This is a genomic window from Rhizobium sp. R634 (assembly GCF_002211305.1).
GTDB lineage: Bacteria > Pseudomonadota > Alphaproteobacteria > Rhizobiales > Rhizobiaceae > Rhizobium.
In genome coordinates this window covers 1-20,363 of sequence record NZ_LOKW01000008.1, presented here as the reverse complement: position 1 = coordinate 20,363, position 20,363 = coordinate 1, and the positions used below count along the sequence as shown (strand labels likewise).

Below are 20,363 nucleotides of genomic sequence, written 5' to 3'. Positions count from 1 at the left end.
CCCTGGGCAAACCCCTTGGGATAGCCGGCGGCTCGGGAATGAAAGCAGAACATCTTTTCTGGTCTTTCCCTCCCGAATCACTACATTACGCGCCATGAGCAACAGTTTCGACGATATTCCCTTCTTCGATGAAGAGCCGGGCGAGATGCCGCGCAAGCCGCAGGCGCCGTCGGAAAAGGCGCCGGCCTCGGGAAGCATTGCATCCGGCGGCATCGCCGCCCGCGCCATGGCGGCCCGCGACGGCGGCAAACGGCCGGATTATCTGGCCGGCCTGAATCCCGAGCAGACCGAAGCCGTCGAAGCGCTGGAAGGCCCGGTGCTCGTGCTCGCCGGCGCCGGTACCGGCAAGACGCGCGTGCTGACGACGCGTATCGCCCATATTCTGTCGAGCGGCCGCGCCTTTCCCTCGCAGATCCTAGCCGTCACCTTCACCAACAAGGCCGCGCGCGAGATGAAGGAGCGCATCGCGCTCCTCGTCGGCGGCGCCGTCGAAGGCATGCCCTGGCTCGGCACCTTCCACTCGATCGGCGTCAAGCTCCTGCGCCGCCACGGCGAGCTCGTCGGCCTGCGCTCCGATTTCACCATTCTCGACACCGACGACGTCGTGCGCCTGATCAAGCAGCTGATCCAGGCCGAAGGGCTCGACGACAAGCGCTGGCCGGCCAAGCAGTTCGCCGGCATGATCGACACCTGGAAGAACAAGGGGCTCGGCCCGGCCGATATTCCCGAGGGCGACGCCCGCGCCTTCGCCAACGGCCGCGGCCGCGATCTCTATTTCGCCTATCAGGCGCGCCTGACGACGCTGAACGCCTGCGATTTCGGCGACTTGCTGATGCACCCGATCGCGATCTTCCGCAAGAACCCGGATCTGCTCAAGGAATATCACGGCCGCTTCCGCTATATTCTCGTCGACGAGTATCAGGACACCAACACCGCGCAATATATGTGGCTGCGGCTTCTCGCCCAGCGCCCCAAGGGCGAGCCGCAGAATGTCTGCTGCGTCGGCGACGACGACCAGTCGATCTACGGTTGGCGCGGCGCGGAGGTCGACAACATCCTGCGTTTTGAGAAGGATTTCCCCGGCGCCAAGGTGATCAAGCTGGAGCGCAACTACCGCTCGACCGAACATATTCTCGGTGCCGCCGCCCATCTGATCGCCCATAATGAAGGCCGCCTGGGCAAGACGCTGTTCACCGACCGCGCCGATCCCGAGGACGTCAAGGTGCAGGTCCACGCCTCCTGGGATTCGGAGGAGGAAGCCCGCGCCATCGGCGAGGAGATCGAGCAGGTTCAGCGCGACAAGCACCTGCTGAACGACATGGCGATCCTGGTGCGCGCCTCCTTCCAGATGCGCGAGTTCGAAGACCGCTTCGTTACCCTCGGTCTCAACTACCGCGTCATCGGCGGCCCGCGTTTCTACGAGCGCCTCGAAATCCGCGATGCCATGGCCTATTTCCGCTTGGTCGCTCAGCCGGCCGACGACCTCGCCTTCGAGCGCATCATCAACACGCCAAAGCGCGGCCTCGGCGATACGACTGTGCGCGCCCTGCATGACTATGCCCGCGCCCGCGACATACCGATGCTAGCCGCCGCCGCCGACATCATCGAGACAGACGAACTGAAGCCGAAGGCGCGCAAAGCCCTCTTCGACGTGATTCAATCTTTCCGCCGATGGCAGGAACTGCTTGAAAACACACCGCATACCGAACTTGCCGAGCAGATCCTCGAAGAGTCCGGCTATACCGACATGTGGAAGAACGACAAGAGCGCCGAGGCGCCCGGCCGCCTGGAAAACCTGAAGGAACTCATCCGCTCGATGGAAAGCTTCGAGTCGATGCGGGGCTTTCTCGAGCACGTCTCCCTCGTCATGGACGCGGAGACCAACGAGAACCTCGACGCCGTCTCGATCATGACGCTGCACTCGGCCAAGGGCCTGGAATTCGACACTGTCTTCCTGCCCGGCTGGGAGGAAGGCCTGTTTCCTCATCAGCGCTCGCTGGATGAAAGCGGCCGCGCCGGCCTGGAAGAAGAACGGCGGCTCGCCTATGTCGGCATCACGCGCGCCAAGCGCCGCTGCCATATCTGGTTCGTTTCCAACCGCCGCATCCATGGCCTCTGGCAATCGACCCTGCCCTCGCGCTTTCTCGACGAGCTGCCGGAAAGCCATGTCGAGGTCGCCGAGATGGAACAGAGCTACGGCGGCTACGGCCGCGGCGGCTACGGCCAGTCCCGCTTCGACAAGGCCGACCCCTTCTCCAACTCCTATTCCACGCCCGGCTGGAAACGCGCCCAGGCCAACAAGACCGACGCCACCCGCGACAACTGGGGCACCCGCTCCGGCCACGCCGTCGAGCGCATCGGCTACGGCGAAAGCGGCCCGAAGGGGCGCACGATCGAGGGCGAACTGGTGGCGAAATCCACCTCCTCCGAACCGTCGCGCTTCACCCTCGGCGACCGCGTCTTCCACCTGAAATTCGGCAACGGCAACATCACCGGCATCGAAGGCAACAAGCTGACGATCGAATTCGATCGCGCCGGCCAGAAGCGGGTTTTGGACGGCTTCGTCGAGCGCGTTTGACCGCGCGGCGATGCCGCGCGGGGTGAATCGTCACCCGAACATCCGCATACTGCTCAGCCCGAGAATGTCGTTCAGCAGGGCGATGCCCATTCCGACGGCAACGATCGACAGCCCGATCAGGAAGAGCCGCCGAGACCGGTCATATTTGGCGGCGAGCAGCGAGTCGCGCGCCAGGAGATCGGCGAAAACCTTCACCTGAATGGCGATACCGACGGTCAGGAACGACATCGGCAACAGATCGACACTGCTCCAGTCATTTGGATTGGACACCCACAGGCTGATGAAGTTGAGCGAGAAACCAAGGATGATCCCGGTCGCCGTCAGCGAGCCGTTGCGGAACGTCGCATCGATCTTTTCATCGGGTTGAGGCTCGGACATGGCTTCGGTTCCGGCTTGCGTCTCAGGCAAGAAAGGCAGAAATCAGGGCGCCCGGCAAGATCGGCCTCTTTGCATGTCGCTCTCACACAACCGCACCCTATCGCATTGGTTGCATTAGCATATTCTTTTTCGGACGGCTACTACCACCGGTGACGGAATTAACGCTTGCATGCGGGCCTTCGGGAATTCACTAGTTGATGCATCGAGTGTGCATTTGGCATCTTGCATTGCGATTAAGCGAAGGACTTGGCCTTGATGAAAGCGCTGCTGCTTGTCGATATCCAGAACGGCTTCTGTCCGGGCGGCAACCTGCCGGTGCCGGAGGGCGACAAGGTGGTTCCCGTCGCAAACAGGCTGATCGACAGCGGTAGATACGATCTCATCGTCGCTTCGCAGGACTGGCATCCGCCGGGCCACGGCAGTTTCGCTTCCGCCCATCCGGGCGCCGCCCCTTTCGAAATGGGCGAACTCTCCGGCAAGCCGCAGATGATGTGGCCGGACCACTGCATCCAGGGCACGCTCGACGCCGAACTGCATCCCGCGCTCAAATCCGAAGAGATCGACCTGATTCAGCAGAAGGGCGAGGATCCCAGGATCGACAGCTATTCGGCCTTCCGCGATAATGACCGGGATGCCTCGACCGGCCTTTCCGATTTCCTCGACGACCAGGGCGTCACCGATCTCGATGTCTGCGGCCTCGCCACCGATTATTGCGTCAAATTCTCCGCGCTCGACGCGCTGGAAATGATGCCGGGCATACGGGTGCGCTTCATCGAGGATGCCAGCCGCGGCATCACCCCCGAAGGCGTCGCCGCCGCCATCGACGAGATGCGGGCGCATGGCATCGCGATTATCGACAGCGCCAAGGCTCTGGCCGGCTAACTCGCGCGAAAATAACGCGGGAATGTCGGATCGGCGCACGCCCATCCGTCCTTGGCTCCGAAGACACCAACCATGGGAGCCGAGAGATGAGAAAGCTTGTGACCGCAGCCTTTGTGAGCCTGGATGGCGTCATGCAGGCGCCCGGCGCGCCTGAGGAGGATCCGACCGGCGGCTTCACCCTCGGCGGCTGAACCGTCAACTACTGGGACGAGGCGATGGGCGAGTTCATGGACGGGATCTTCACCGATCCCTTCGCGCTGCTGCTCGGCCGCAAGACATACGAAATCTTCGCCGCCCATTGGCCCTATGTCGGAAAAGACGACCCCATCGGCAAGGCCTTCAATGCCGCGACCAAATATGTCGCGACCACCTCAAACGAACCGCTCACCTGGGAAAATTCCGTTGCGCTGCACGGCGAGGTCGCCGCCGAAATCGCCCGGTTGAAACGGGAGGACGGCCCCGACCTCCTGACGCAGGGCAGCAGCGGCCTCCTGCAAACCCTGCTCGCGCACGACCTGATCGACGAACTCCGGCTCCTGACCTTCCCCGTGATCCTCGGCCCCGGCAAGCGCCTGTTCGGCCATGGCGCCAAGCCGGAGGCGCTGAAGCTCACCGCCAGCTCGGTTTCGACGACAGGCGTCATCATGAGCGTCTACGAACGTGCCGGCGAGGTCAAACCCGGCAGCTTCGCGATGTCGGAGCCCTCCCCGGCCGAACTCGAGCGCCGGGAGCGGATGAAGCGCGAGGGCTGAGAAGCTGAGGCGAAAGAGCAGAGGCCAGGCAAGCTGCTGTGCGGCTTCTTATTTCAACACATAGGCGTCGTAGGTTTCATCGCTTCCGGCGGTCGGGCCGAAGCGTTCGACGAGCTCTGTCGCGCTTTGGAAAGCCGAAATATCCTCAGGCGTCAGAGACAGCCGCCAGACATAGCTTTCACGCAAGGAGACCGGCCCGGTGATCTGATCGAGCCGCTGCGAAAGAAGAATGATGACAGGCACCTTCTCACTCTGCTGCAATCGCCGTGCCGATTGGAGGATGTCGGCAAGGCTGAGCGAAAGCCGCGCGTTGCGGGTATATCGCACGATGGCGCCGAACCGCTCCTCCCGCAGAAGATAGGTGCGATTGGAAACATAGTAAGGCAGCGCTTCGACGAGATAATCGGGATCCGCCATGACGATCGCGTCCTTGAGATCGGGGCGCGATTGAATGAACGCACCGAAATCCTTGCTCCGGCTGAAAGGTATTTCGGCCACGAAGGTCCGATTGACCTTTTCGACAGCGGAGACAACCTGCAGCGCCAGCAATATCAGGAAGCACAGGCGGCCGAACTTTACGATGCGGCCGGCAGCCGTGGTGCCGGTAACGCCCGTCCCTTCACGCTGAATGTCCGTGGTCAAGGCGGTCATCGCGATCATGAAAACCAGCCAGAGCGCCTGATGTCTGTATCCGCCGGGATAAACCAGGGTAAACAGCAGCGAGAGCCCTAGTAGCACCAGCGCCGCGGCGATCATGGCCGGCCGTCGGTTCGCCAGCGCCAACAGGCTGCCGTAGATGAGCACCGACATCAAAGCTGCGAAGACGCGGAAAGCCAACGGATCGGCCACCATCAGTCCGGGGATGCTGTCGGGATAGAAGGACAGAAAATGCGAACTGGCGAGCGTAAGAGCACGAAGGGCGAGTAAAGCGAAATTCTCGCCGCTGAGATCGTTCTGCCCGGTATCGTTGAAGGTCGGATAGACCGTGAGGAAGCACAGAACAACTCCAACCGCGGCCAGGGCTGCGGCTGTCGCAAAGCCTCGATAGTCCCGCAAAGGAGGTCTTGGCCGCGCCAGGACCAAATCAAAAAACCAATAAGCCAGGAAGCCGCCGACAAGAACGACAGAATGCACATTGGTATTCGCCAGCAAGGCAAACAGCAGGCCGCTCAATATGCCGTTGCGCGCTCCCTTCTGCCACGCCAGGACGATCACAAAGATTATCAGCATGCTGATGCCGTAGTTTCGCGACATCGCGGCGTATTCGAAAACCGAAAAACTGCCGAACAGCGACAGCAGCATGATGGAAAGAGGCAGTTTCAGCCTGAAGACGAGAAGATAGGCCGCAGCCGCCGCAATCGTCAGCGCCACGACCTTCAAAACGACGGGCGAGCCGACCACGACATGGGCGGCGCGCAGCAGGATATACCAGATGGCAGGATGACCCTCGCCATGCATCTGGCGAAGCATATCGGCGAAATTGTCTCCCTGGAGGGCCAACGACAATGCGCGAACTTCATCACGCCAGACGGTTTCGGACCAGCAAAGCGCAGAGGCCAGCACAAGCCAGATCAAAAAGATCACCGTCTTGCCGAGCTTCGCCGAACGGGATTCATCAACAACAGAGACAATCGAGGCCAATTGACACGCAACCCGGTGAAAGAAAGCGCGATGACCATATCGGCCTGGACATAATTTGGCGTTAAATGAAGGCTCTGATTTGATTTCCAGGCGCTAGGATTTCTCCTCGCGCTCGAGAAGATGGATATCCTCGGCCATGTCTTCCATTCTCTTCAATAAAGCGGCATGGGCGTCTCTTAGCCCGCGATTGTAGAAGTATGGCCCGACCTCCTCGGTGAAGAAATCGAGCAGGAATTCGGCCGGCAAGGCGCCGATGGGGTCGAGTTCCCGGTCGAAATAGGCGCGGATGCGCGAAACGATTTCGGCCTTTTCTTCTTTCGAAAACTCGATCTTCTTCATGAGGGTCTCTCCGCCGGATGCGATCAGGCTTTGATGCTTCAGCGAAATCGATTGGTCAATCAACGAAATTCAATTGCCGCGACAGGTCTTAGCCCATAAGTGAAACCTGAAATTCCAATTGGATTACCCATATGAATCGCGCCGACTTTGTTGAAGGTTTGCGGGGCGGCTCCGCCGTTGCGCTGGCGTCGGCGCCCTTTGGCGCTTTATTCGGGGCGCTCGCGGTCGAAAACGGCATGTCGCTTTCCGAAGCCGCCTTCATGAGCGCCACCGTCTATGCGGGCGCCAGCCAGATGGTCGGCATCGAGCTCTTCGGCCATAACGTCCATGCCTGGCTGATCGTGCTGTCGATCCTCGCCGTCAATTTCCGCCACGTGCTCTATTCGGCGGCCTTGGCGCGCTATATCGGCCATTTCACGCCGGTCCAGAAATTCTTCACCTTCTTCCTGCTCGTCGATCCGCAATTTGCCGAAGCGGTCAAGCGCAGCGAGGCCGGCAAACCGCTGACCTTCGCCTGGTATTTCGGCTTCGGCATCATCATCTACATTCCCTGGGTGCTGATCAGCGTCGCGGGCGGCATGCTCGGCGGCTTCATCGGCGACCCCAAGGCGATCGGCCTTGATATCCTGCTGCCGGCCTATTTCCTCGGCATCGTCCTCGGCTTCCGCAAGCGCGACAATTTCCTGCCCGTGGCGCTCGTCAGCGCGGTGGCATCCGTGCTCGCCTATCGCTATGTCGGCTCGCCCTGGCATGTGAGCCTCGGTGCTGCCGCCGGCATCGTGCTCGCCGCCCTGCAGCCATTGCCACCCGAGGAGCCCGATCTCGAGGCCGACGCCCTGCAATCCGAAGTGCACGAGGTCTGAGCCATGGAATTCGATCTTCACATGGCGCTCGTCATCCTCGCCGCCGCGGCCGCGACCTTCGCCACCCGCATCGGCGGCTACATCCTCATTACTCGGATGAAGAGCATCCCGCCGCGCATGGAGGCGGCGCTGAACGCCGTTCCGGCCGCCGTTCTGACGACACTGGTCGCGCCTGCCTTCTTCATCGGCGGCTGGGATTCGAAGCTGGCGCTCGCCGTCGCCCTCTTCGTCGGCCTGCGTTTCACCCACACATGGATGCTGGTCGCCGCCTGGATCGTCGTCATGCTCTGGCGCCACAGCGCCGGCATCTGATGCCGGCGGCATGGCGCCATTATCCTAATATTCCAGCGGCAGCGTCGCGTTTTCGAGCCATGCCCTGACGTCGCGATCGTGGATCAGCGGCATCAGCGCCTCGCGCGTGCGGCGGTGATAATCGTTGAACCAATGCAGCTGGTCATGGGTCAGAAGCTCGGGGATGACGAGACTGCGGTCGATCGGGCAGAAGGTCAGCGTTTCGAAGCCGAGCATGGCCATGTCGCCGCCCTCGATCTCCTCGGCGCCGCGCACATAGATCAGGTTTTCGATGCGGATGCCGAAGCTGCCGGGCCGGTAATAGCCCGGTTCGTTCGAAAGGATCATGCCGGGCAGCAGTTCCTGCGTCGAAAGCCTGGAGATGCGCTGCGGCCCCTCATGCACCGAGAGATAGGAACCGACGCCATGGCCCGTGCCATGGGCAAAATCAGCCCCTGCCCGCCACAGCGCGATGCGCGCCAGCGGATCGAGGTCGCAGCCGCGCGTCCCTTTCGGAAAACGCGCCGTGCTGATCTCGATCATGCCTTTCAGCACCAGCGTGAAGAAGCGGCGATGCTCCTCCGAAACCGCGCCGATGCCGACAGTGCGGGTTATGTCGGTCGTGCCGTTGATATATTGCGCGCCGGAATCGATCAGGAAGAGTTCGCCGGCCTCAATCATCCGGTTGGTCTCGGTCGTCACGCGATAATGCATGATCGCCGCATGTTCGCCCGCACCTGATATCGTATCGAAGGAAATGTCCTTCAGCGGGTTCTGCATGCTTTGCCCGACGCGGGCACGCGCCGCTTCGAGCCGCTCGGCGGCGGCGATCTCGCTCACCGTGCCGGGCTTTTCCTGCGACAGCCAGTAGAGGAATTCCACCATGGCCGCTCCGTCCTGCAGATGCGCGGCGGCCGAGCCGTTGATCTCGACGTCGTTCTTCACCGCGCGCGGCAGCTTGGCGGGATCGGACCCCTCCACCGCCTCGCCGCCCGCCTTGCGGATGATCTCGGCCAGCGCGTAGGAAGCGATATCAGGATCGATCAGCACGCGGCCGCCATCTTTGGAGACGGCGGCCAGCCTCTCCTCCAGCGCCGAGGGAGGCAGTTGTGCCGCGATCTGCCCGAGATAGGCTTCCGGCTCGATGCCGGTCTTGCGCTTGTCGAGGAAGAGTTCGGCTCGCCCGTCGGCATGGATGATGGCGCGCGCCAGCGGATGCGGCGTATGCGGCACGTCGGCGCCGCGGATGTTGAAGGCCCAGGCGACTGAGGAAGGATCGGCAATCAGCACCGCCGCAAGGTTCTTCTTGGCAAGGGCGGAGGCGATCGTCGCGATCTTGTCGCTGGCCAGCACCCCGGCCTGGGCGACATTCTGGATGGTGACTGCGCCGAGCGGCTCGGCCGGCCGGTCGCTCCAGAGCCTGTCGAGCGGGTTGTGCGGCAGGAAGATGAGCGTTCCGCCGATCTCAGCAAGCGCCTTTTCCAGGCGGCGAACCTCGGCGCCGGAATGCAGCCAGGGATCGATACCGAGTCTCAGTCCCTTGGCGCCGTTTGCGGCAAGCCAGACATGCGGCGGCTCGTTGACGAGATCGCCGCCGGAAAAAACCGAGCCATCGACCTGTTCGGCAAGCTGCGTGACATAGCGTCCGTCGACGAAGACGATCGCCTGCGCGCGCAAGACGAGCGCGACGCCCGCCGAACCGGTGAAGCCCGTCAGCCATGCCAACCGCTCCGAACAAGCGGGAACATATTCGCCGTTGAATTCATCGGCGCGGGGCACGAGGAAGGCGTCGATGCCGAGCGAATCGAAAGTCGCGCGCAGCGCCGATACCCGATCCCTGCCGAAATGCGGCGTGGAGGTGACGTCGAAGGACTGAAACATACTGAAAACCCGAATGGTTGAGACGAATCCGGTTAATGGGATGGCCGCCATGTTAGCGAAATTTCAATCGATGGGGAGAAAAAGCGACGAAACGAGTCGAAACCGTTGAACCCGCTCAGCATTTTGACAGAACTGTGACGGCAAAAGTTAATTTGGCACGCTTTATGCATTGGCCGCATGGCTCCCATGAGCAAAACCCTCTGCCTCCGCATTTCAGAATAGCTATATAGGCGGCATCGAACGGTTCGGACGAACCAGCAAACAAAGGATTTTTTGAAATGACCGCCTCTCTCTCGCGCTTCGCATACAGCAGCCCGGTACAGGCTGGCGAACGCCAGACCGTGCGTCACGTCATCGGCGCCCGCCGTCCGCAGAGCGAAGACAGCCTCAAGCTGCTCGGCGCCGGCCAGCGTGTGACCCGCCACCAGGGCGCTCCCAGCTACGCGTTCTAAGCCTGAAAGCCCGTCCGTCTCCTCCCTCCCGGACCGGCCTATTGGAATGCAGTAGACGCCCGCTTGAGCACTCCTCCTCCTTCGAGCTCGCGGGCATTGACCGGATGGACCGGTCCAAGGCGGTGCCATTGGCGCCGCCTTTTTTGTTGCTTCTGGACGATGCTTAAGCAAGGCGCTGCCACGAGTCCGCTTCTCCCCAGCGGGGAGAAGATGCCGGCAGGCAGATGAGGGGGCGAGCAGTGGAACTGCGAGTGCGCTGAGCGTAAGCGAAGGCAAGCAAGGGCGTGCCGTGCGGCCCCCTCATCCGACCCTTCGGGCCACCTTCTCCCCGCTGGGGAGAAGAGAAAACGTCAAAGCCGATCCAAATGGATCGTCACCCAGCCGTTCCGCCAGATCGTCCTGACATGCCGGAGCTTCGCGCCGCTATAGGCGGCAATCACCTTCCATCGCTGCGCGGCCAGGATCCCCGAAAGGACCACCGAACCACCCGGCGCAAGGTGCGCGGCGAGCTGCGGCGCCATGCGGATCAGCGGCCGGGCGAGGATGTTGGCGATGATGAGATCGAAAGGTCCATGCTCGGAAAAAGCGGTCGAGTGAAAGCCGGGCGCAGTTCGGGTGACGATGCCGGACGCGATGCCGTTGCGGCGGACGTTTTCGGCGGCAACGCGGGTCGCAACCGGATCGATGTCGGTCGCGAGCACCGGTATGTTCTTCAGCTTGCGCACCGCAATCGCCAGCACGCCGCTGCCGGTGCCGAGATCGAGCGCATTGCGGACGCGGCGCGAGCGCACCACGCTGTCGATGACCTCGAGGCAGCCGGCCGTCGTGCCGTGGTGGCCGGTGCCGAAGGCCTGGCCGGCATCGATTTCGATGGCGATATCGCCGGAGCGAACCTTGTCGCGGTCGTGCGATCCGTGCACGAGGAAGCGCCCTGCCCTGACGGGCTTCAGACCCTCCAGCGATTTCACCACCCAGTCGACAACGGGGATGACTTCGCGCTGCAGCCGGGCATCGGGAAAGGCGATCTTCAGCGCCGCCTCGACACGCGAGCGCACATCCGCCTCGTCCTCGGCCATCATATAGACCGAAGCCTCCCAGATATTCTTCTTCTCGTCGATCTCGGTAGTGCCGATGGCGAAGTCTTCTTCGCCGAAGATTTCGCTCAAAAGGTCGAGGATCCGTTCGGCCTCGCTCTCGGTCGTGGACACGTAAAGGCGGATTTCACTCACGATTGGCGGTCTTTCCCGTTTCTCTTGCCCGCCGCCGGTCGGGCCAGCGCCCGTTCACCCCTTGCTGGCGAGATTCTCAAGCTTCTTTATCGCCGTGTCCGGATTTTCGCCATAGGCGATCGTTCCGGAAAAACGCCCGGCCGAATCGAGCAGGAAGACCGAGGCGGTGTGGTCCATCGTATAATCGCCGTTCGGATCCTTCTCGTCGACCGGCACCTTCTTGGCGTAGACGCGATAACCCTTGATGACCTCGGCGATCTTGTCCGGCGGGCCTGAAATGCCGGTGATGCGCTTGGACACGTTGGAAACATACTCGTTCATGATCTCCGGCGTGTCGCGCTCTGGATCGACGGTAACGAAATAGGCCTGCAGCTTATTGCCGTCGGGATCGACCTTCTGCATCCAGCCATCCAGCTCGAAGAGGGTCGTCGGGCAGACCTCGGGGCAATGCGTGAAGCCGAAGAACAGCGCTGTCGGCTTGCCGCGCAGCGCCTGCTCGGTGATCGGCTGACCGCTCTGCGAGACCAAGGTGAAGGGCACGCCGAAGGGCGCCTCCGACACCACCTCGCGCGATTTCATCGGATAGAGCGTCAACACGCCGAGAGCCCCGGCGAGAAACAGCACGGCGACCCAGATGACGATACGGAATGTCTTCATTGGCATGAACCTCGATCCGGGCGGATATGCGCCGCCCACCCCCAAGCATGTCGCGCAAAAATGTGCAGCGGTTTTGCGATCATGACATGCGTAAAACAAAGAGCGAAAGCGCGAGGAGCGAATCTGAAAGATCGCGACGCGCTTGCGCGTTTTGCGTGATTATAGTCTCGACCGAATGCACGCAATTCAAGAATGCGTTTTCTAACCCGTGATTAATTGTCTCAGCGCGTGAGACCTTCCCTGCCGAAAAAGCTTCTCACCGCAATTGCTCCAAGCCAAAAAGCCTCATGTTTTTAATGGCTTGTCCGAGGACGGAACGAGCAAGCCGAAGATGCATATCGTTAGGAAAGACTTAAGCCGCCATATCTATATTTAGCAGTGCGTCGGCCGCCGTGCCGTTCTGACATGAAGTCTGCCGAGTGGCGAAAACCCCGGACATCCGCATGAGGGTAAAGAAGCATAAACCCGCGCGGTTTGTGGAGGGGTTCTTTTCATGACGAATTCAGCAGTGCGCAAGAGCCTGTCGGTCAGCCAGCGGCTCTGGACGCTCGGCGGCGCCGCCTTTATCGGTTTCGGAACGATGCTCGGCGTCGGCTGGTATGAAAACACGCGCATCGACGCCGGCCTGCGCCGCGCCAGCGAGATCCAGGCGAGCGTCGACCATATCAACGACATGCGGCTTGCCAACCTGACGATGGTGCTGGCCGCCATGGACATCATCGTCGACAAGGATGACAAGGCGGTCGCGCCGGAGCGCATCAAGCTGATCGCTGATTCTCTGGCCGCACTCTCCAACGGCTCGAAAGACATACGTCTGCTTGCCGACGAGATAAATGCCGGCCCCCTGCTGAAGAGCTACGACGCCGACGTCGCCGAGATGGGCAAGGCGATCCAGACCGATCTCGTCGCCATGGTCCAGCAAGGTGCACCCGACGCGGAATTCGACAAGATCGACGACACGATCGACGGCGCCGGCGAGGAGCTGACGAAGACGCTCGACAAGCTCGCCACCGATGGCGCCGCTTTCGCCCACCAGCATGTCCAGACCGCCAATGCCATATCGCAACGCGCCCTCTTCCTACAGATTGGGCTCGGCCTCCTCGCCATCCTCACCATGGGTGTCCTGCAATATATCCATGGCGGATCGATCCGCCGCGGCATCGCGGCCGTGAGCGAAAGCATGCGGCGCATCATGAGCGGCGATCTCACCAGCAACGTTGCGGAAAAGGCCCGCGGCGACGAGATCGGCGACATGGCCCGCGCCGCCGACGCCTTCCGCCTCGCCGCGATCGAAAAGCGCGATCTCGAGGTCCAGAGCCAGAACGACAGGCAGCGCAGCGACGCCGAGAACCGGGCGCGTGAAGCCGCCAAGCTCGCCGATGCCGAAGCGCTCAACGCCGCCGTCACCGCCCTCGGCGCCGGCCTCACCCGTCTGTCGGCAGGCGACGTGACCGTGACGATCGACCAGCCTTTCCGCGAGGAACTGGAACGCCTGCGCCTCGACTTCAACCAGACGACCGCGACGCTGCGCAAGGCAATGAGCGACATCGCCGTCAACAGCAGCTCGATCGAGGCGAACAGCCGCCAGATGCGCTCCGCCGCCGACGACCTCGCCAAGCGCACTGAGCAGCAGGCCGCGTCCCTCGAAGAAACCTCCGCCGCCCTCGACCAGATCACCGCCACCGTCCGCAACGCGACCAGCCGGGCCGAAGAAGTCGGCCATATGGTTAGCCACACCCGCGAGAATACCGCCAAGTCCGACGTCGTCGTCGGCGACGCAATGGCCGCCATGCAGCGAATCGAAGGCGCTTCCCGAGAGATCGGCAAGATCATCAACGTCATCGACGAGATCGCCTTCCAGACGAACCTCCTGGCGCTCAATGCCGGCGTCGAGGCCGCCCGCGCCGGCGAAGCCGGCAAGGGCTTTGCCGTCGTCGCCCAGGAAGTGCGCGAACTCGCCGGCCGCGCCGCAGGTGCTGCCAAGGATATCAAGGCCTTGATCGGGAAATCCGGCGATGAGGTAAAGATCGGCAGCGAATTGGTGACGGCCGCCGGCGAGGCGCTGCGCCAGATCGGCGAAGATGTTCTGCGCATCGACGAACACGTTAAATCAATCGTAACCTCTGCGCGCGAACAATCGGTGGGATTGAACGAAATCAATACATCCATCAGCCAGATGGATCAGGTCACGCAGAAGAACGCGGCCATGGTGGAAGAGACGAATGCCGCAAGCCATACGCTCGCCGTCGACGCGGAGAACCTGACGCAGCTGGTGAAGCAATTCAAGATCGGCGAGGGCATGAGCGCCCGGCAAACGCCGCGAGAGGCAACCGCCGCCTCGCATTCGAGACCTTCTCCCGCACGCAGCCTGATCGGCAAAGTCGCGGGCGCATTCAACGGCGGCGCCGCCGCCAAAGCCATCGCTTCTCCCGCCGGGGACAACTGGGAAGAATTCTGATCATGAACAACAGTGCCATCAAGCAGTCGGGCGCCTATCTCGAAATCGTCTCGTTCCACCTGGGCGACCAGGAATTCTGCATCGACATCATGGCCATCCGCGAAATCCGCGGCTGGGCGCCTGTGACGCCGATGCCGCATACGCCGCCTTACGTGCTGGGCCTCATCAACCTGCGCGGCGCGGTCATCCCGGTCATCGACATGGCCTGCCGTCTCGGCATGAAGATGACCGAGCCCTCCGAGCGCTCGGCGATCATCGTCACCGACATCGCCGGCAAGCTGGTCGGCCTGCTGGTCGAGCAGGTGTCCGACATGATGACCATCAAGAGCGAAGACCTCCAGCCGCCGCCGGAAATCATCCCGGAAGCCCAGCGCGCCTTCTGCCGCGGCATCGTCGCGCTCGAAAAGACCATGGTCTGCTTCCTCAACCTCGACACCGTCATTGCCGACGAGCTGTCGCAGGCGGCTTGATCCTTATCGCCAAACGGAATGCGAAGGCCCGGCTCGTCCGGGCCTTTTTCGTTTGATGTGGAGCGGTAGCCCGGCTACGAAAAAACCCTCCCCAACCCCTCCCCACAAGGGGGAGGGACTAGCCTGGGTCTCCACCTCGCTCCTTCCGAAACGTCGAATATCTGGAAAATCCGGCGCGGCCCGTTAAGCCTCTCCCCCTTGTGGGGAGGGGTTTGGGGCGAGGTCTTCATCAAGGAAAAACCGCGTAGCTGGCGTTCCTCAGCCCTACGGCTTCCCATTCTTCCAGGTCACGTTCTGCCCATACAAGGGTATCGTCGAAATCGACATCTTCGCCGAGCCATCCGTCAGTTCCCTGGAATGGGCGAGATAAATCAGCGTATCGTTCGTCTTGTCATAAATGCGGTTGACGACCAGCGTTTTCCAGATCAGCGACATGCCCTGGCGGAACACCTCGCTGCCATCCTTGGAAAGGTCGATATTGCCGACCTCGATCGGGCCGGTCTGCCGGCAGGCGATGGAATTGTTGGACGGATCCTCGAACCAGTTGCCGTTCTTGAACCGGTCGATCAGGCTGCGGTCGAAATACGTCACATGGCACGTGACGCCCTTGACCTCGGGATCGGAGACCGCCTCGACGATGATGTCGTTGCCGATCCAGTCGACCCCGACCTTGCCGACGACCTCGGCGGAGACGGCGCCCGCTGAAAGCGCGAAAAGAGAGAGGGCAGCGAAGAAAAGATTACGCGGCTTGGACATGGCGGCTCCCTGGAGCGCCGCGCGTCCGACGGGACGCGCCAAAGGCGCTCTATCGCTTGATCGGCGCTTTCTAGATAAGCACGCGCCCCCGCTTTGCAAGAAACCGCTTTAGGCCTTCCGGCAGGTGCAGGGCGCATAGCCGCCCGCCGTCAGCCGCCCTGGCGTCATGCCGATAAGCGCCGGGATCGCTTCCACGGCTTTCGCCTTGACCGCCTTCGCCATCTCGATTGCCGCTGCGGCGCAGACCGCCGCATCCTCGGCGGCGTTGTGATGCATGAAGCGCAGGCCGAGATGCTCGGCGATCAGGTTCAGCCGGTGCGAGAGGAAATGCGGCCAGATCCGCTGCGCCATCTTCAGGCTGCAGAGATAGGTGAGTTCAGGATAGGATTGCCGGTAGAGATCGAGGCTTGCCCGCCAGACGCTGAAATCGAAGGCGGCATTATGCGCGATCATCGTCGCGCCCCTGATATCGTCGTAGAACTCGTCCATCACCTCGGGAAACTCCGGCGCATCCTCGACATGCTCCGGCCGGATGCCGTGGATCGCGATGTTCATCCCGGAAAAGCGCATGTCCCTGGGGCGAATGAGCCGCTCCTCGACACGCGTCACCCTGCCCTCCTCGATCCAGGCAAGTCCGACCGAGCAGGCGCTGCCGCGCTGCTCGTTGGCTGTCTCGAAATCGATGGCGATGGTCTTCAAGGGCAATATCCGAATCGTCTGCCCCTACCGGAATAATCATAGCCGCGTGCGAAGGCAAATTGCGGCCTGTTGACATCTGCATGCAAATGGGGAAACTTTTGCAAATGATCAACTCTGTGACATCAACCATGCATCATATCGCCACGACCCTTGAAGGGTGCGCGGGAGCGATGGTGCGTCACTAGCCGTCCGATCATCCCGAAACCCTGCCGAGGCGAGCAGGGTTTTCGAAGAGCCGGCTCTCCTCCTCAAACTGAAGGAGAGCATCCAATGTCTGAGAACGAAGAGAATGAACCCCGCGACCGAGCACGCCTGCCGGACGGCGTCGCCGTGCGTGCCGTCCGCCTTTCCGATTCCGAGGAGATCACCGATCTCATCAATTTGCCGGGCTATCGGGCCGGCACCCTGCGGCCGCCGTACCAGCGCGTCGAAGAGGTTCGAAAGAACATGGAAAACCCCTCGCCCGGCGCGCTCAACCTCGTCGTCACGCTCGACGGCAGGATCGTCGGCAATTGCGGCCTCAACCGCCTCGGCGGCCGCCGTCAGCACGTCGCCAGCATCGGCATGGGCGTGCACGACGATTTCACCGGCCGCGGCTTCGGCCGCATCCTGCTCGGCGCCATGGTCGAGGCCGCCGACGACTGGCTCGATATCAAGCGGCTGGAACTGACCGTCTACACCGACAACGACACCGCCATCCGGCTTTACGAAAAGTTCGGTTTCGAGAAGGAAGGGCTTCTGCGCGCTTTCGGATATAGCGCCGGCCAATATGTCGACGCCTATACGATGGCGCGGTTGAGGGCCTAAGTGTGTCGCGCAAAAGTGTGCGCGGTTTTGCGATAACGACACGCGTAAAAACAAAGGCTTAAAGCACGGCGAGCGAATCTGAAAGATCGCGACGCTTTAAGCGACGGCCAGACTATACGGCCTGACGAGGCATTCGGCCGGAACGCCCCATGCCTCGTTAAGCTTGAAAATCATATCGACCGTGAGAGCGCGCTTGCGGTGCAGGATTTCCGAGGCCCGGGAGCGCGAACCCAGGACCTCGCCAAGATCGGTTTGGCCGCGGCCGGTCATCTCCATGAAGGCCTGCAGGAAATCGACAGGTTCCAGTGTTACAGTTGGGAAGTGGCGGTTTTCATAGGCTTCTATGAGATCGGAAAGCACATCGAACCTGTCCGCATCTGCCGAGCCTTGCGGCGGCGGATTGTCGAAGTACGACCCAACTTCGCCAAGCGCCCATTGCAGATCGCCATCGCTCCTAATCGGTCTTATGTCCATTACACCGTCTCCGGATCGATCCTGTCGTACTCAGAATGCGTGCCAACGAACTTGATCAGCACGCGTCGGTAAGCATAGGCCACGTGTACGATAAGGCGATACTTGTTGCCACCGATATCGAAAATCACCCTGTTATCGCCGACGAAATCAACATTGGCACCGAACATCCTCTTAATGTCAGCCGGTCCCGCCCATTCCGCCCTACTGATAAGAGCATGCCAGACGCTGAGGGGCACCTTGGCCTGCGGGTGCAATTCCCAGAACGCGCGTAATGTCGACTTGGCGATCACTTGCATAGGTGAGAATATTCCCAATTTGGGAACAAATCAAGCATTGTTCACCCGCCGATCAGCGCCAGCCATTCGTCCTCGTCCATCGTCTGGACCCCGAGCTCGCGCGCCTTGTCGAGTTTGGAACCGGCGCCCGGACCGGCGACGACGATGTCGGTCTTTTTCGAGACCGATCCCGCCACCTTGGCGCCAAGGCTCTCTGCCCTCGCCTTGGCTTCGTCGCGGGTGAATTTTTCGAGCGAGCCGGTGAAGACCACCGTCTTGCCCGCGACGGGGCTGCCGGATGTGACCGGCTGTTCGGCCTCCGCGGGCGTCACCTCCTCGAGCAGGTGACTGATCACCTCGATATTGCGCGGTTCCTTGTAGAATTCGACCATGGCGCGCGCCACGACCTCGCCGATGCCTTCGATGGCGTTCAAATCGGTCCAGGCTTCGCCGGAAAGCGGCGCGGCCTCCTTCATCGCGGTCGCAAAGGCCTCATAGGTGCCGTAGGAGCGCGCCAGCAGCTTCGCCGTGGTTTCACCGACATGGCGGATGCCGAGCGCATAAATGAAGCGGTGAAGCGCGATGCTGCGCCGCTCGTTGATGGCCGCATAGAGCTTGCCGACGCTGACCTTGCCGAAGCCGTCGATATTCTCCAGCTTGGTGATCGATTGCTGCTGGCGCTTCTCCAACGTGAAGATCTCCGGCGCCGTTCGGATCTGCAGCGACGGATCCTCGCTTTCGAAGAAGAAGTCGATCTGCTTCGAGCCGAGCCCCTCGATATCGAAGGCATTGCGCGAGACGAAATGCTTCAAATGCTCCGTCGCCTGCGCCCGGCAGATGAAGCCGCCGGTGCAGCGGCGCACCGAATCCATCTTTCCCGTCTTCTCGTTGACCTCGCGTACGGCATGCGAACCGCAAACCGGGCAGGTCTTCGGGAATTCATAGGGCGTTGCCTCCGCCAGACGCTTTTCCATCACCACATCGAGGATCTGCGGAATGACGTCGCCGGCGCGCTGGACGATGACCGTATCGCCCTCGCGGATATCGTGCTCCTCGGGCCGGATACGCTCGCCGCTATTGCCGATGCCCTTGATGTAATCCTCGTTGTGCAGCGTCGCATTGGTGACGACGACGCCGCCGACCGTGATCGGCTTCAGCCGCGCCACCGGCGTCAGCGCCCCCGTGCGGCCGACCTGGATTTCGATCTTCTCGACCTCGGTGAAGGCCTGCTCGGCCGGAAATTTATGCGCCGTCGCCCAGCGCGGACTGCGCGAGCGAAAGCCGAGCCGCTGCTGCAGTTCGAGGCTGTCGACCTTGTAGACGACGCCGTCGATGTCGTAGTTGAGATCCGGGCGCTTCAAACCGATGTCGTCGTAATGCGCCAGGATGTCGGCCACCGAATTCAGCCGCTTCATCAGCGGATTCACGGGGAAGCCCCATTTCTTGAAGGTCTGCACCATGCCGAATTGCGTATCTTCCGGCATCTCCGACATCTCGCCCCAGGCATAGGCGAAGAATTTCAGCTTCCGGCTCGCCGTCACCTTGGCGTCCAGCTGGCGCAGCGACCCAGCGGCGGTGTTGCGCGGATTGACATAGGTCTGCTTGCCCTCCGCCTCCATCTGCCGGTTCAGCGTCAGGAAGTCGCTCTTGGCCATATAGACCTCGCCGCGGACTTCGACGACCGCGGGAACGCCCTTCGGCAACTGGTTCGGGATCTCGGCGATCGTTCTGATATTGGCGGTGACGTTCTCCCCGGTCGTGCCGTCGCCACGCGTGGCTGCCGTCGTCAGCCTGCCGTTCTCATAGCGGATCGACATCGATAGCCCATCGATCTTCGGCTCGGCGGTAAAGGCGATCGACTGGTCCGGCAGCCGGCCGAGGAAGCGATAGACGCTGGCGACGAAATCCTGCACGTCCTCCTGCGAAAACGTGTTGTCGAGCGACAGCATCGGCCGCGCATGAACGACCGGCGAGAAGGTGACGGAGGGTGCCGCGCCCACACGCCGCGACGGGCTGTCCGCCCGGATGAGCTCGGGGAAACGCGCTTCCAGCGCATCGTTGCGGCGCTTCAGCGCGTCGTAATCGGCATCCGAAATCTCCGGACGATCCTTGCCGTGATAGAGCGCATCATGATGCGCGATCTCCTTCGCCAGCCGCTCGAGCTCGGCGGCAGCCTCTTCGATCGTCAACATATCGACGGCGGAGCCTTCGGTGGACATGGAACAACACTCCAGAGAATCTGGCCAGAAATCTGCATTGTTTTTAGAGCAAAATCGCCGGATGAAAAGGGAGGTGTCCTATACTGCTCGGGAAGATTGACCCGCTCATCTCTCCACCCTCATTCCTGTGCTCGTCACAGGAATGAGCGACTATCTGGGTTGTCAAGTTGCATATTCGAATTCTCTTCGCGCATCTCGTGCTTTTGCATTGAGAATGACCAGGAGTTTTCGGGCGAGTGCGATGCGGATGACCATTTTGGGC

Annotated in this window: 20 protein-coding genes and 2 pseudogenes; 10 read left to right on the top strand and 12 right to left on the bottom strand. The window is 61.7% G+C overall.

Annotated features, from left to right (window positions below; translation table 11 throughout):
* Window positions 1-94 precede the first annotated feature (94 nt).
* The gene (locus tag ATY77_RS11730; protein WP_088687449.1) at window positions 95-2,578 is read left to right on the top strand and encodes a UvrD-helicase domain-containing protein; all 2,484 of its coding nucleotides are present in this window, start codon (window positions 95-97) and stop codon (window positions 2,576-2,578) included.
* Window positions 2,579-2,608: 30 nt separating this feature from the next.
* Here the strand turns inward: ATY77_RS11730 and ATY77_RS11725 are convergent, their stop codons facing one another.
* Window positions 2,609-2,956 (bottom strand): hypothetical protein, encoded by a 348-nt coding sequence (locus tag ATY77_RS11725; protein ID WP_088673262.1) that lies wholly within the window; start codon window positions 2,954-2,956, stop codon window positions 2,609-2,611.
* 255 nt (window positions 2,957-3,211) lie between these two features.
* Between ATY77_RS11725 and pncA the strand changes: the two genes are divergently transcribed.
* Together pncA and ATY77_RS11715 are read left to right on the top strand one after the other, a co-directional pair.
* The gene (gene pncA, locus ATY77_RS11720) at window positions 3,212-3,838 is read left to right on the top strand and encodes a bifunctional nicotinamidase/pyrazinamidase (protein ID WP_088687448.1); all 627 of its coding nucleotides are present in this window, start codon (window positions 3,212-3,214) and stop codon (window positions 3,836-3,838) included.
* A gap of 86 nt (window positions 3,839-3,924) precedes the next feature.
* Window positions 3,925-4,590, top strand: a pseudogene (locus ATY77_RS11715) (dihydrofolate reductase family protein).
* Between the two features lie 48 nt (window positions 4,591-4,638).
* On the opposite strand, the gene ATY77_RS11710 reads toward ATY77_RS11715, so the two are convergent.
* A complete protein-coding gene (locus tag ATY77_RS11710; RefSeq protein WP_348627669.1) occupies window positions 4,639-6,153 on the bottom strand; it encodes a hypothetical protein in 1,515 nt (504 codons plus the stop codon).
* Between ATY77_RS11710 and ATY77_RS33150 the strand changes: the two genes are divergently transcribed.
* On the top strand, window positions 6,043-6,285 hold the full coding sequence (locus tag ATY77_RS33150) for a hypothetical protein (RefSeq protein ID WP_245309652.1): 243 nt from the start codon (window positions 6,043-6,045) through the stop codon (window positions 6,283-6,285). The genes ATY77_RS11710 and ATY77_RS33150 overlap by 111 nt on opposite strands.
* Before the next feature lie 39 nt (window positions 6,286-6,324).
* Here ATY77_RS33150 and ATY77_RS11705 read toward each other — a convergent pair whose 3' ends face one another.
* Window positions 6,325-6,570 carry a DUF2164 domain-containing protein gene (locus ATY77_RS11705; protein WP_088673739.1) on the bottom strand — a complete coding sequence of 82 codons (246 nt, stop codon included), beginning with the start codon at window positions 6,568-6,570 and terminating at the stop codon, window positions 6,325-6,327.
* A 131-nt stretch (window positions 6,571-6,701) separates the two neighbouring features.
* Here ATY77_RS11705 and ATY77_RS11700 point away from each other — a divergent pair, with 131 nt between their 5' ends.
* Together ATY77_RS11700 and ATY77_RS11695 are read left to right on the top strand one after the other, a co-directional pair.
* On the top strand, window positions 6,702-7,433 hold the full coding sequence (locus ATY77_RS11700) for an AzlC family ABC transporter permease (protein WP_088687446.1): 732 nt from the start codon (window positions 6,702-6,704) through the stop codon (window positions 7,431-7,433).
* Window positions 7,434-7,436: 3 nt separating this feature from the next.
* Window positions 7,437-7,745 (top strand): AzlD family protein, encoded by a 309-nt coding sequence (locus ATY77_RS11695; protein ID WP_088687445.1) that lies wholly within the window; start codon window positions 7,437-7,439, stop codon window positions 7,743-7,745.
* Between the two features lie 24 nt (window positions 7,746-7,769).
* Here ATY77_RS11695 and ATY77_RS11690 read toward each other — a convergent pair whose 3' ends face one another.
* Complete coding sequence (locus ATY77_RS11690; protein WP_088687444.1) at window positions 7,770-9,605, bottom strand: aminopeptidase P family protein; 1,836 nt, start codon at window positions 9,603-9,605, stop codon at window positions 7,770-7,772.
* A gap of 278 nt (window positions 9,606-9,883) precedes the next feature.
* On the opposite strand from ATY77_RS11690, the gene ATY77_RS32835 reads away from it, so the two are divergent.
* Complete coding sequence (locus ATY77_RS32835; protein ID WP_010031974.1) at window positions 9,884-10,057, top strand: hypothetical protein; 174 nt, start codon at window positions 9,884-9,886, stop codon at window positions 10,055-10,057.
* A 350-nt stretch (window positions 10,058-10,407) separates the two neighbouring features.
* Here the strand turns inward: ATY77_RS32835 and ATY77_RS11685 are convergent, their stop codons facing one another.
* Together ATY77_RS11685 and ATY77_RS11680 are read right to left on the bottom strand one after the other, a co-directional pair.
* A complete protein-coding gene (locus tag ATY77_RS11685) occupies window positions 10,408-11,286 on the bottom strand; it encodes a 50S ribosomal protein L11 methyltransferase (protein WP_088687443.1) in 879 nt (292 codons plus the stop codon).
* Window positions 11,287-11,340: 54 nt separating this feature from the next.
* Window positions 11,341-11,943, bottom strand: coding sequence for an SCO family protein (locus ATY77_RS11680; protein ID WP_088687442.1), 603 nt, complete (start codon window positions 11,941-11,943; stop codon window positions 11,341-11,343).
* 493 nt (window positions 11,944-12,436) lie between these two features.
* Between ATY77_RS11680 and ATY77_RS11675 the strand changes: the two genes are divergently transcribed.
* Together ATY77_RS11675 and ATY77_RS11670 are read left to right on the top strand one after the other, a co-directional pair.
* Window positions 12,437-14,401, top strand: coding sequence for a HAMP domain-containing methyl-accepting chemotaxis protein (locus tag ATY77_RS11675; protein ID WP_088687441.1), 1,965 nt, complete (start codon window positions 12,437-12,439; stop codon window positions 14,399-14,401).
* Between the two features lie 2 nt (window positions 14,402-14,403).
* Window positions 14,404-14,871 carry a chemotaxis protein CheW gene (locus ATY77_RS11670; RefSeq protein ID WP_088673253.1) on the top strand — a complete coding sequence of 156 codons (468 nt, stop codon included), beginning with the start codon at window positions 14,404-14,406 and terminating at the stop codon, window positions 14,869-14,871.
* 264 nt (window positions 14,872-15,135) lie between these two features.
* Here ATY77_RS11670 and ATY77_RS11665 read toward each other — a convergent pair whose 3' ends face one another.
* Window positions 15,136-15,627: a CreA family protein gene (locus ATY77_RS11665; protein WP_088673252.1), complete on the bottom strand. Its 492-nt coding sequence runs from the start codon at window positions 15,625-15,627 to the stop codon at window positions 15,136-15,138.
* A 108-nt stretch (window positions 15,628-15,735) separates the two neighbouring features.
* Window positions 15,736-16,326, bottom strand: coding sequence for a 3'-5' exonuclease (locus tag ATY77_RS11660; protein ID WP_088687440.1), 591 nt, complete (start codon window positions 16,324-16,326; stop codon window positions 15,736-15,738).
* A 270-nt stretch (window positions 16,327-16,596) separates the two neighbouring features.
* Between ATY77_RS11660 and ATY77_RS11655 the strand changes: the two genes are divergently transcribed.
* A complete protein-coding gene (locus ATY77_RS11655; RefSeq protein ID WP_088687439.1) occupies window positions 16,597-17,133 on the top strand; it encodes a GNAT family N-acetyltransferase in 537 nt (178 codons plus the stop codon).
* Window positions 17,134-17,229: 96 nt separating this feature from the next.
* Here ATY77_RS11655 and ATY77_RS11650 read toward each other — a convergent pair whose 3' ends face one another.
* The 4 genes and pseudogenes from ATY77_RS11650 to ATY77_RS33435 form a co-directional block, all read right to left on the bottom strand.
* The gene (locus ATY77_RS11650; RefSeq protein WP_088687438.1) at window positions 17,230-17,607 is read right to left on the bottom strand and encodes an XRE family transcriptional regulator; all 378 of its coding nucleotides are present in this window, start codon (window positions 17,605-17,607) and stop codon (window positions 17,230-17,232) included.
* Complete coding sequence (locus tag ATY77_RS11645; protein WP_088687437.1) at window positions 17,607-17,903, bottom strand: type II toxin-antitoxin system HigB family toxin; 297 nt, start codon at window positions 17,901-17,903, stop codon at window positions 17,607-17,609. The genes ATY77_RS11650 and ATY77_RS11645 overlap by 1 nt, the downstream gene beginning before the upstream one ends.
* Before the next feature lie 41 nt (window positions 17,904-17,944).
* Window positions 17,945-20,101, bottom strand: coding sequence for an NAD-dependent DNA ligase LigA (ligA, locus tag ATY77_RS11640; RefSeq protein WP_088687436.1), 2,157 nt, complete (start codon window positions 20,099-20,101; stop codon window positions 17,945-17,947).
* Between the two features lie 162 nt (window positions 20,102-20,263).
* Window positions 20,264-20,363, bottom strand: a pseudogene (locus ATY77_RS33435) (IS110 family transposase); the annotation flags it as partial.

Coding starts and splice junctions, on each gene's coding strand:
- ATY77_RS11730 (WP_088687449.1), top strand. CDS start 95: ATGAGCAACAGTTTCGACGATATTCCCTTCTTCGATGAAGAGCCGGGC.
- ATY77_RS11725 (WP_088673262.1), bottom strand. CDS start 2,956: ATGTCCGAGCCTCAACCCGATGAAAAGATCGATGCGACGTTCCGCAAC.
- pncA (WP_088687448.1), top strand. CDS start 3,212: ATGAAAGCGCTGCTGCTTGTCGATATCCAGAACGGCTTCTGTCCGGGC.
- ATY77_RS33150 (WP_245309652.1), top strand. CDS start 6,043: ATGCATCTGGCGAAGCATATCGGCGAAATTGTCTCCCTGGAGGGCCAA.
- ATY77_RS11705 (WP_088673739.1), bottom strand. CDS start 6,570: ATGAAGAAGATCGAGTTTTCGAAAGAAGAAAAGGCCGAAATCGTTTCG.
- ATY77_RS11700 (WP_088687446.1), top strand. CDS start 6,702: ATGAATCGCGCCGACTTTGTTGAAGGTTTGCGGGGCGGCTCCGCCGTT.
- ATY77_RS11695 (WP_088687445.1), top strand. CDS start 7,437: ATGGAATTCGATCTTCACATGGCGCTCGTCATCCTCGCCGCCGCGGCC.
- ATY77_RS11690 (WP_088687444.1), bottom strand. CDS start 9,605: ATGTTTCAGTCCTTCGACGTCACCTCCACGCCGCATTTCGGCAGGGAT.
- ATY77_RS32835 (WP_010031974.1), top strand. CDS start 9,884: ATGACCGCCTCTCTCTCGCGCTTCGCATACAGCAGCCCGGTACAGGCT.
- ATY77_RS11680 (WP_088687442.1), bottom strand. CDS start 11,943: ATGAAGACATTCCGTATCGTCATCTGGGTCGCCGTGCTGTTTCTCGCC.
- ATY77_RS11675 (WP_088687441.1), top strand. CDS start 12,437: ATGACGAATTCAGCAGTGCGCAAGAGCCTGTCGGTCAGCCAGCGGCTC.
- ATY77_RS11670 (WP_088673253.1), top strand. CDS start 14,404: ATGAACAACAGTGCCATCAAGCAGTCGGGCGCCTATCTCGAAATCGTC.
- ATY77_RS11665 (WP_088673252.1), bottom strand. CDS start 15,627: ATGTCCAAGCCGCGTAATCTTTTCTTCGCTGCCCTCTCTCTTTTCGCG.
- ATY77_RS11655 (WP_088687439.1), top strand. CDS start 16,597: ATGTCTGAGAACGAAGAGAATGAACCCCGCGACCGAGCACGCCTGCCG.
- ATY77_RS11650 (WP_088687438.1), bottom strand. CDS start 17,607: ATGGACATAAGACCGATTAGGAGCGATGGCGATCTGCAATGGGCGCTT.
- ATY77_RS11645 (WP_088687437.1), bottom strand. CDS start 17,903: ATGCAAGTGATCGCCAAGTCGACATTACGCGCGTTCTGGGAATTGCAC.
- ligA (WP_088687436.1), bottom strand. CDS start 20,101: ATGTCCACCGAAGGCTCCGCCGTCGATATGTTGACGATCGAAGAGGCT.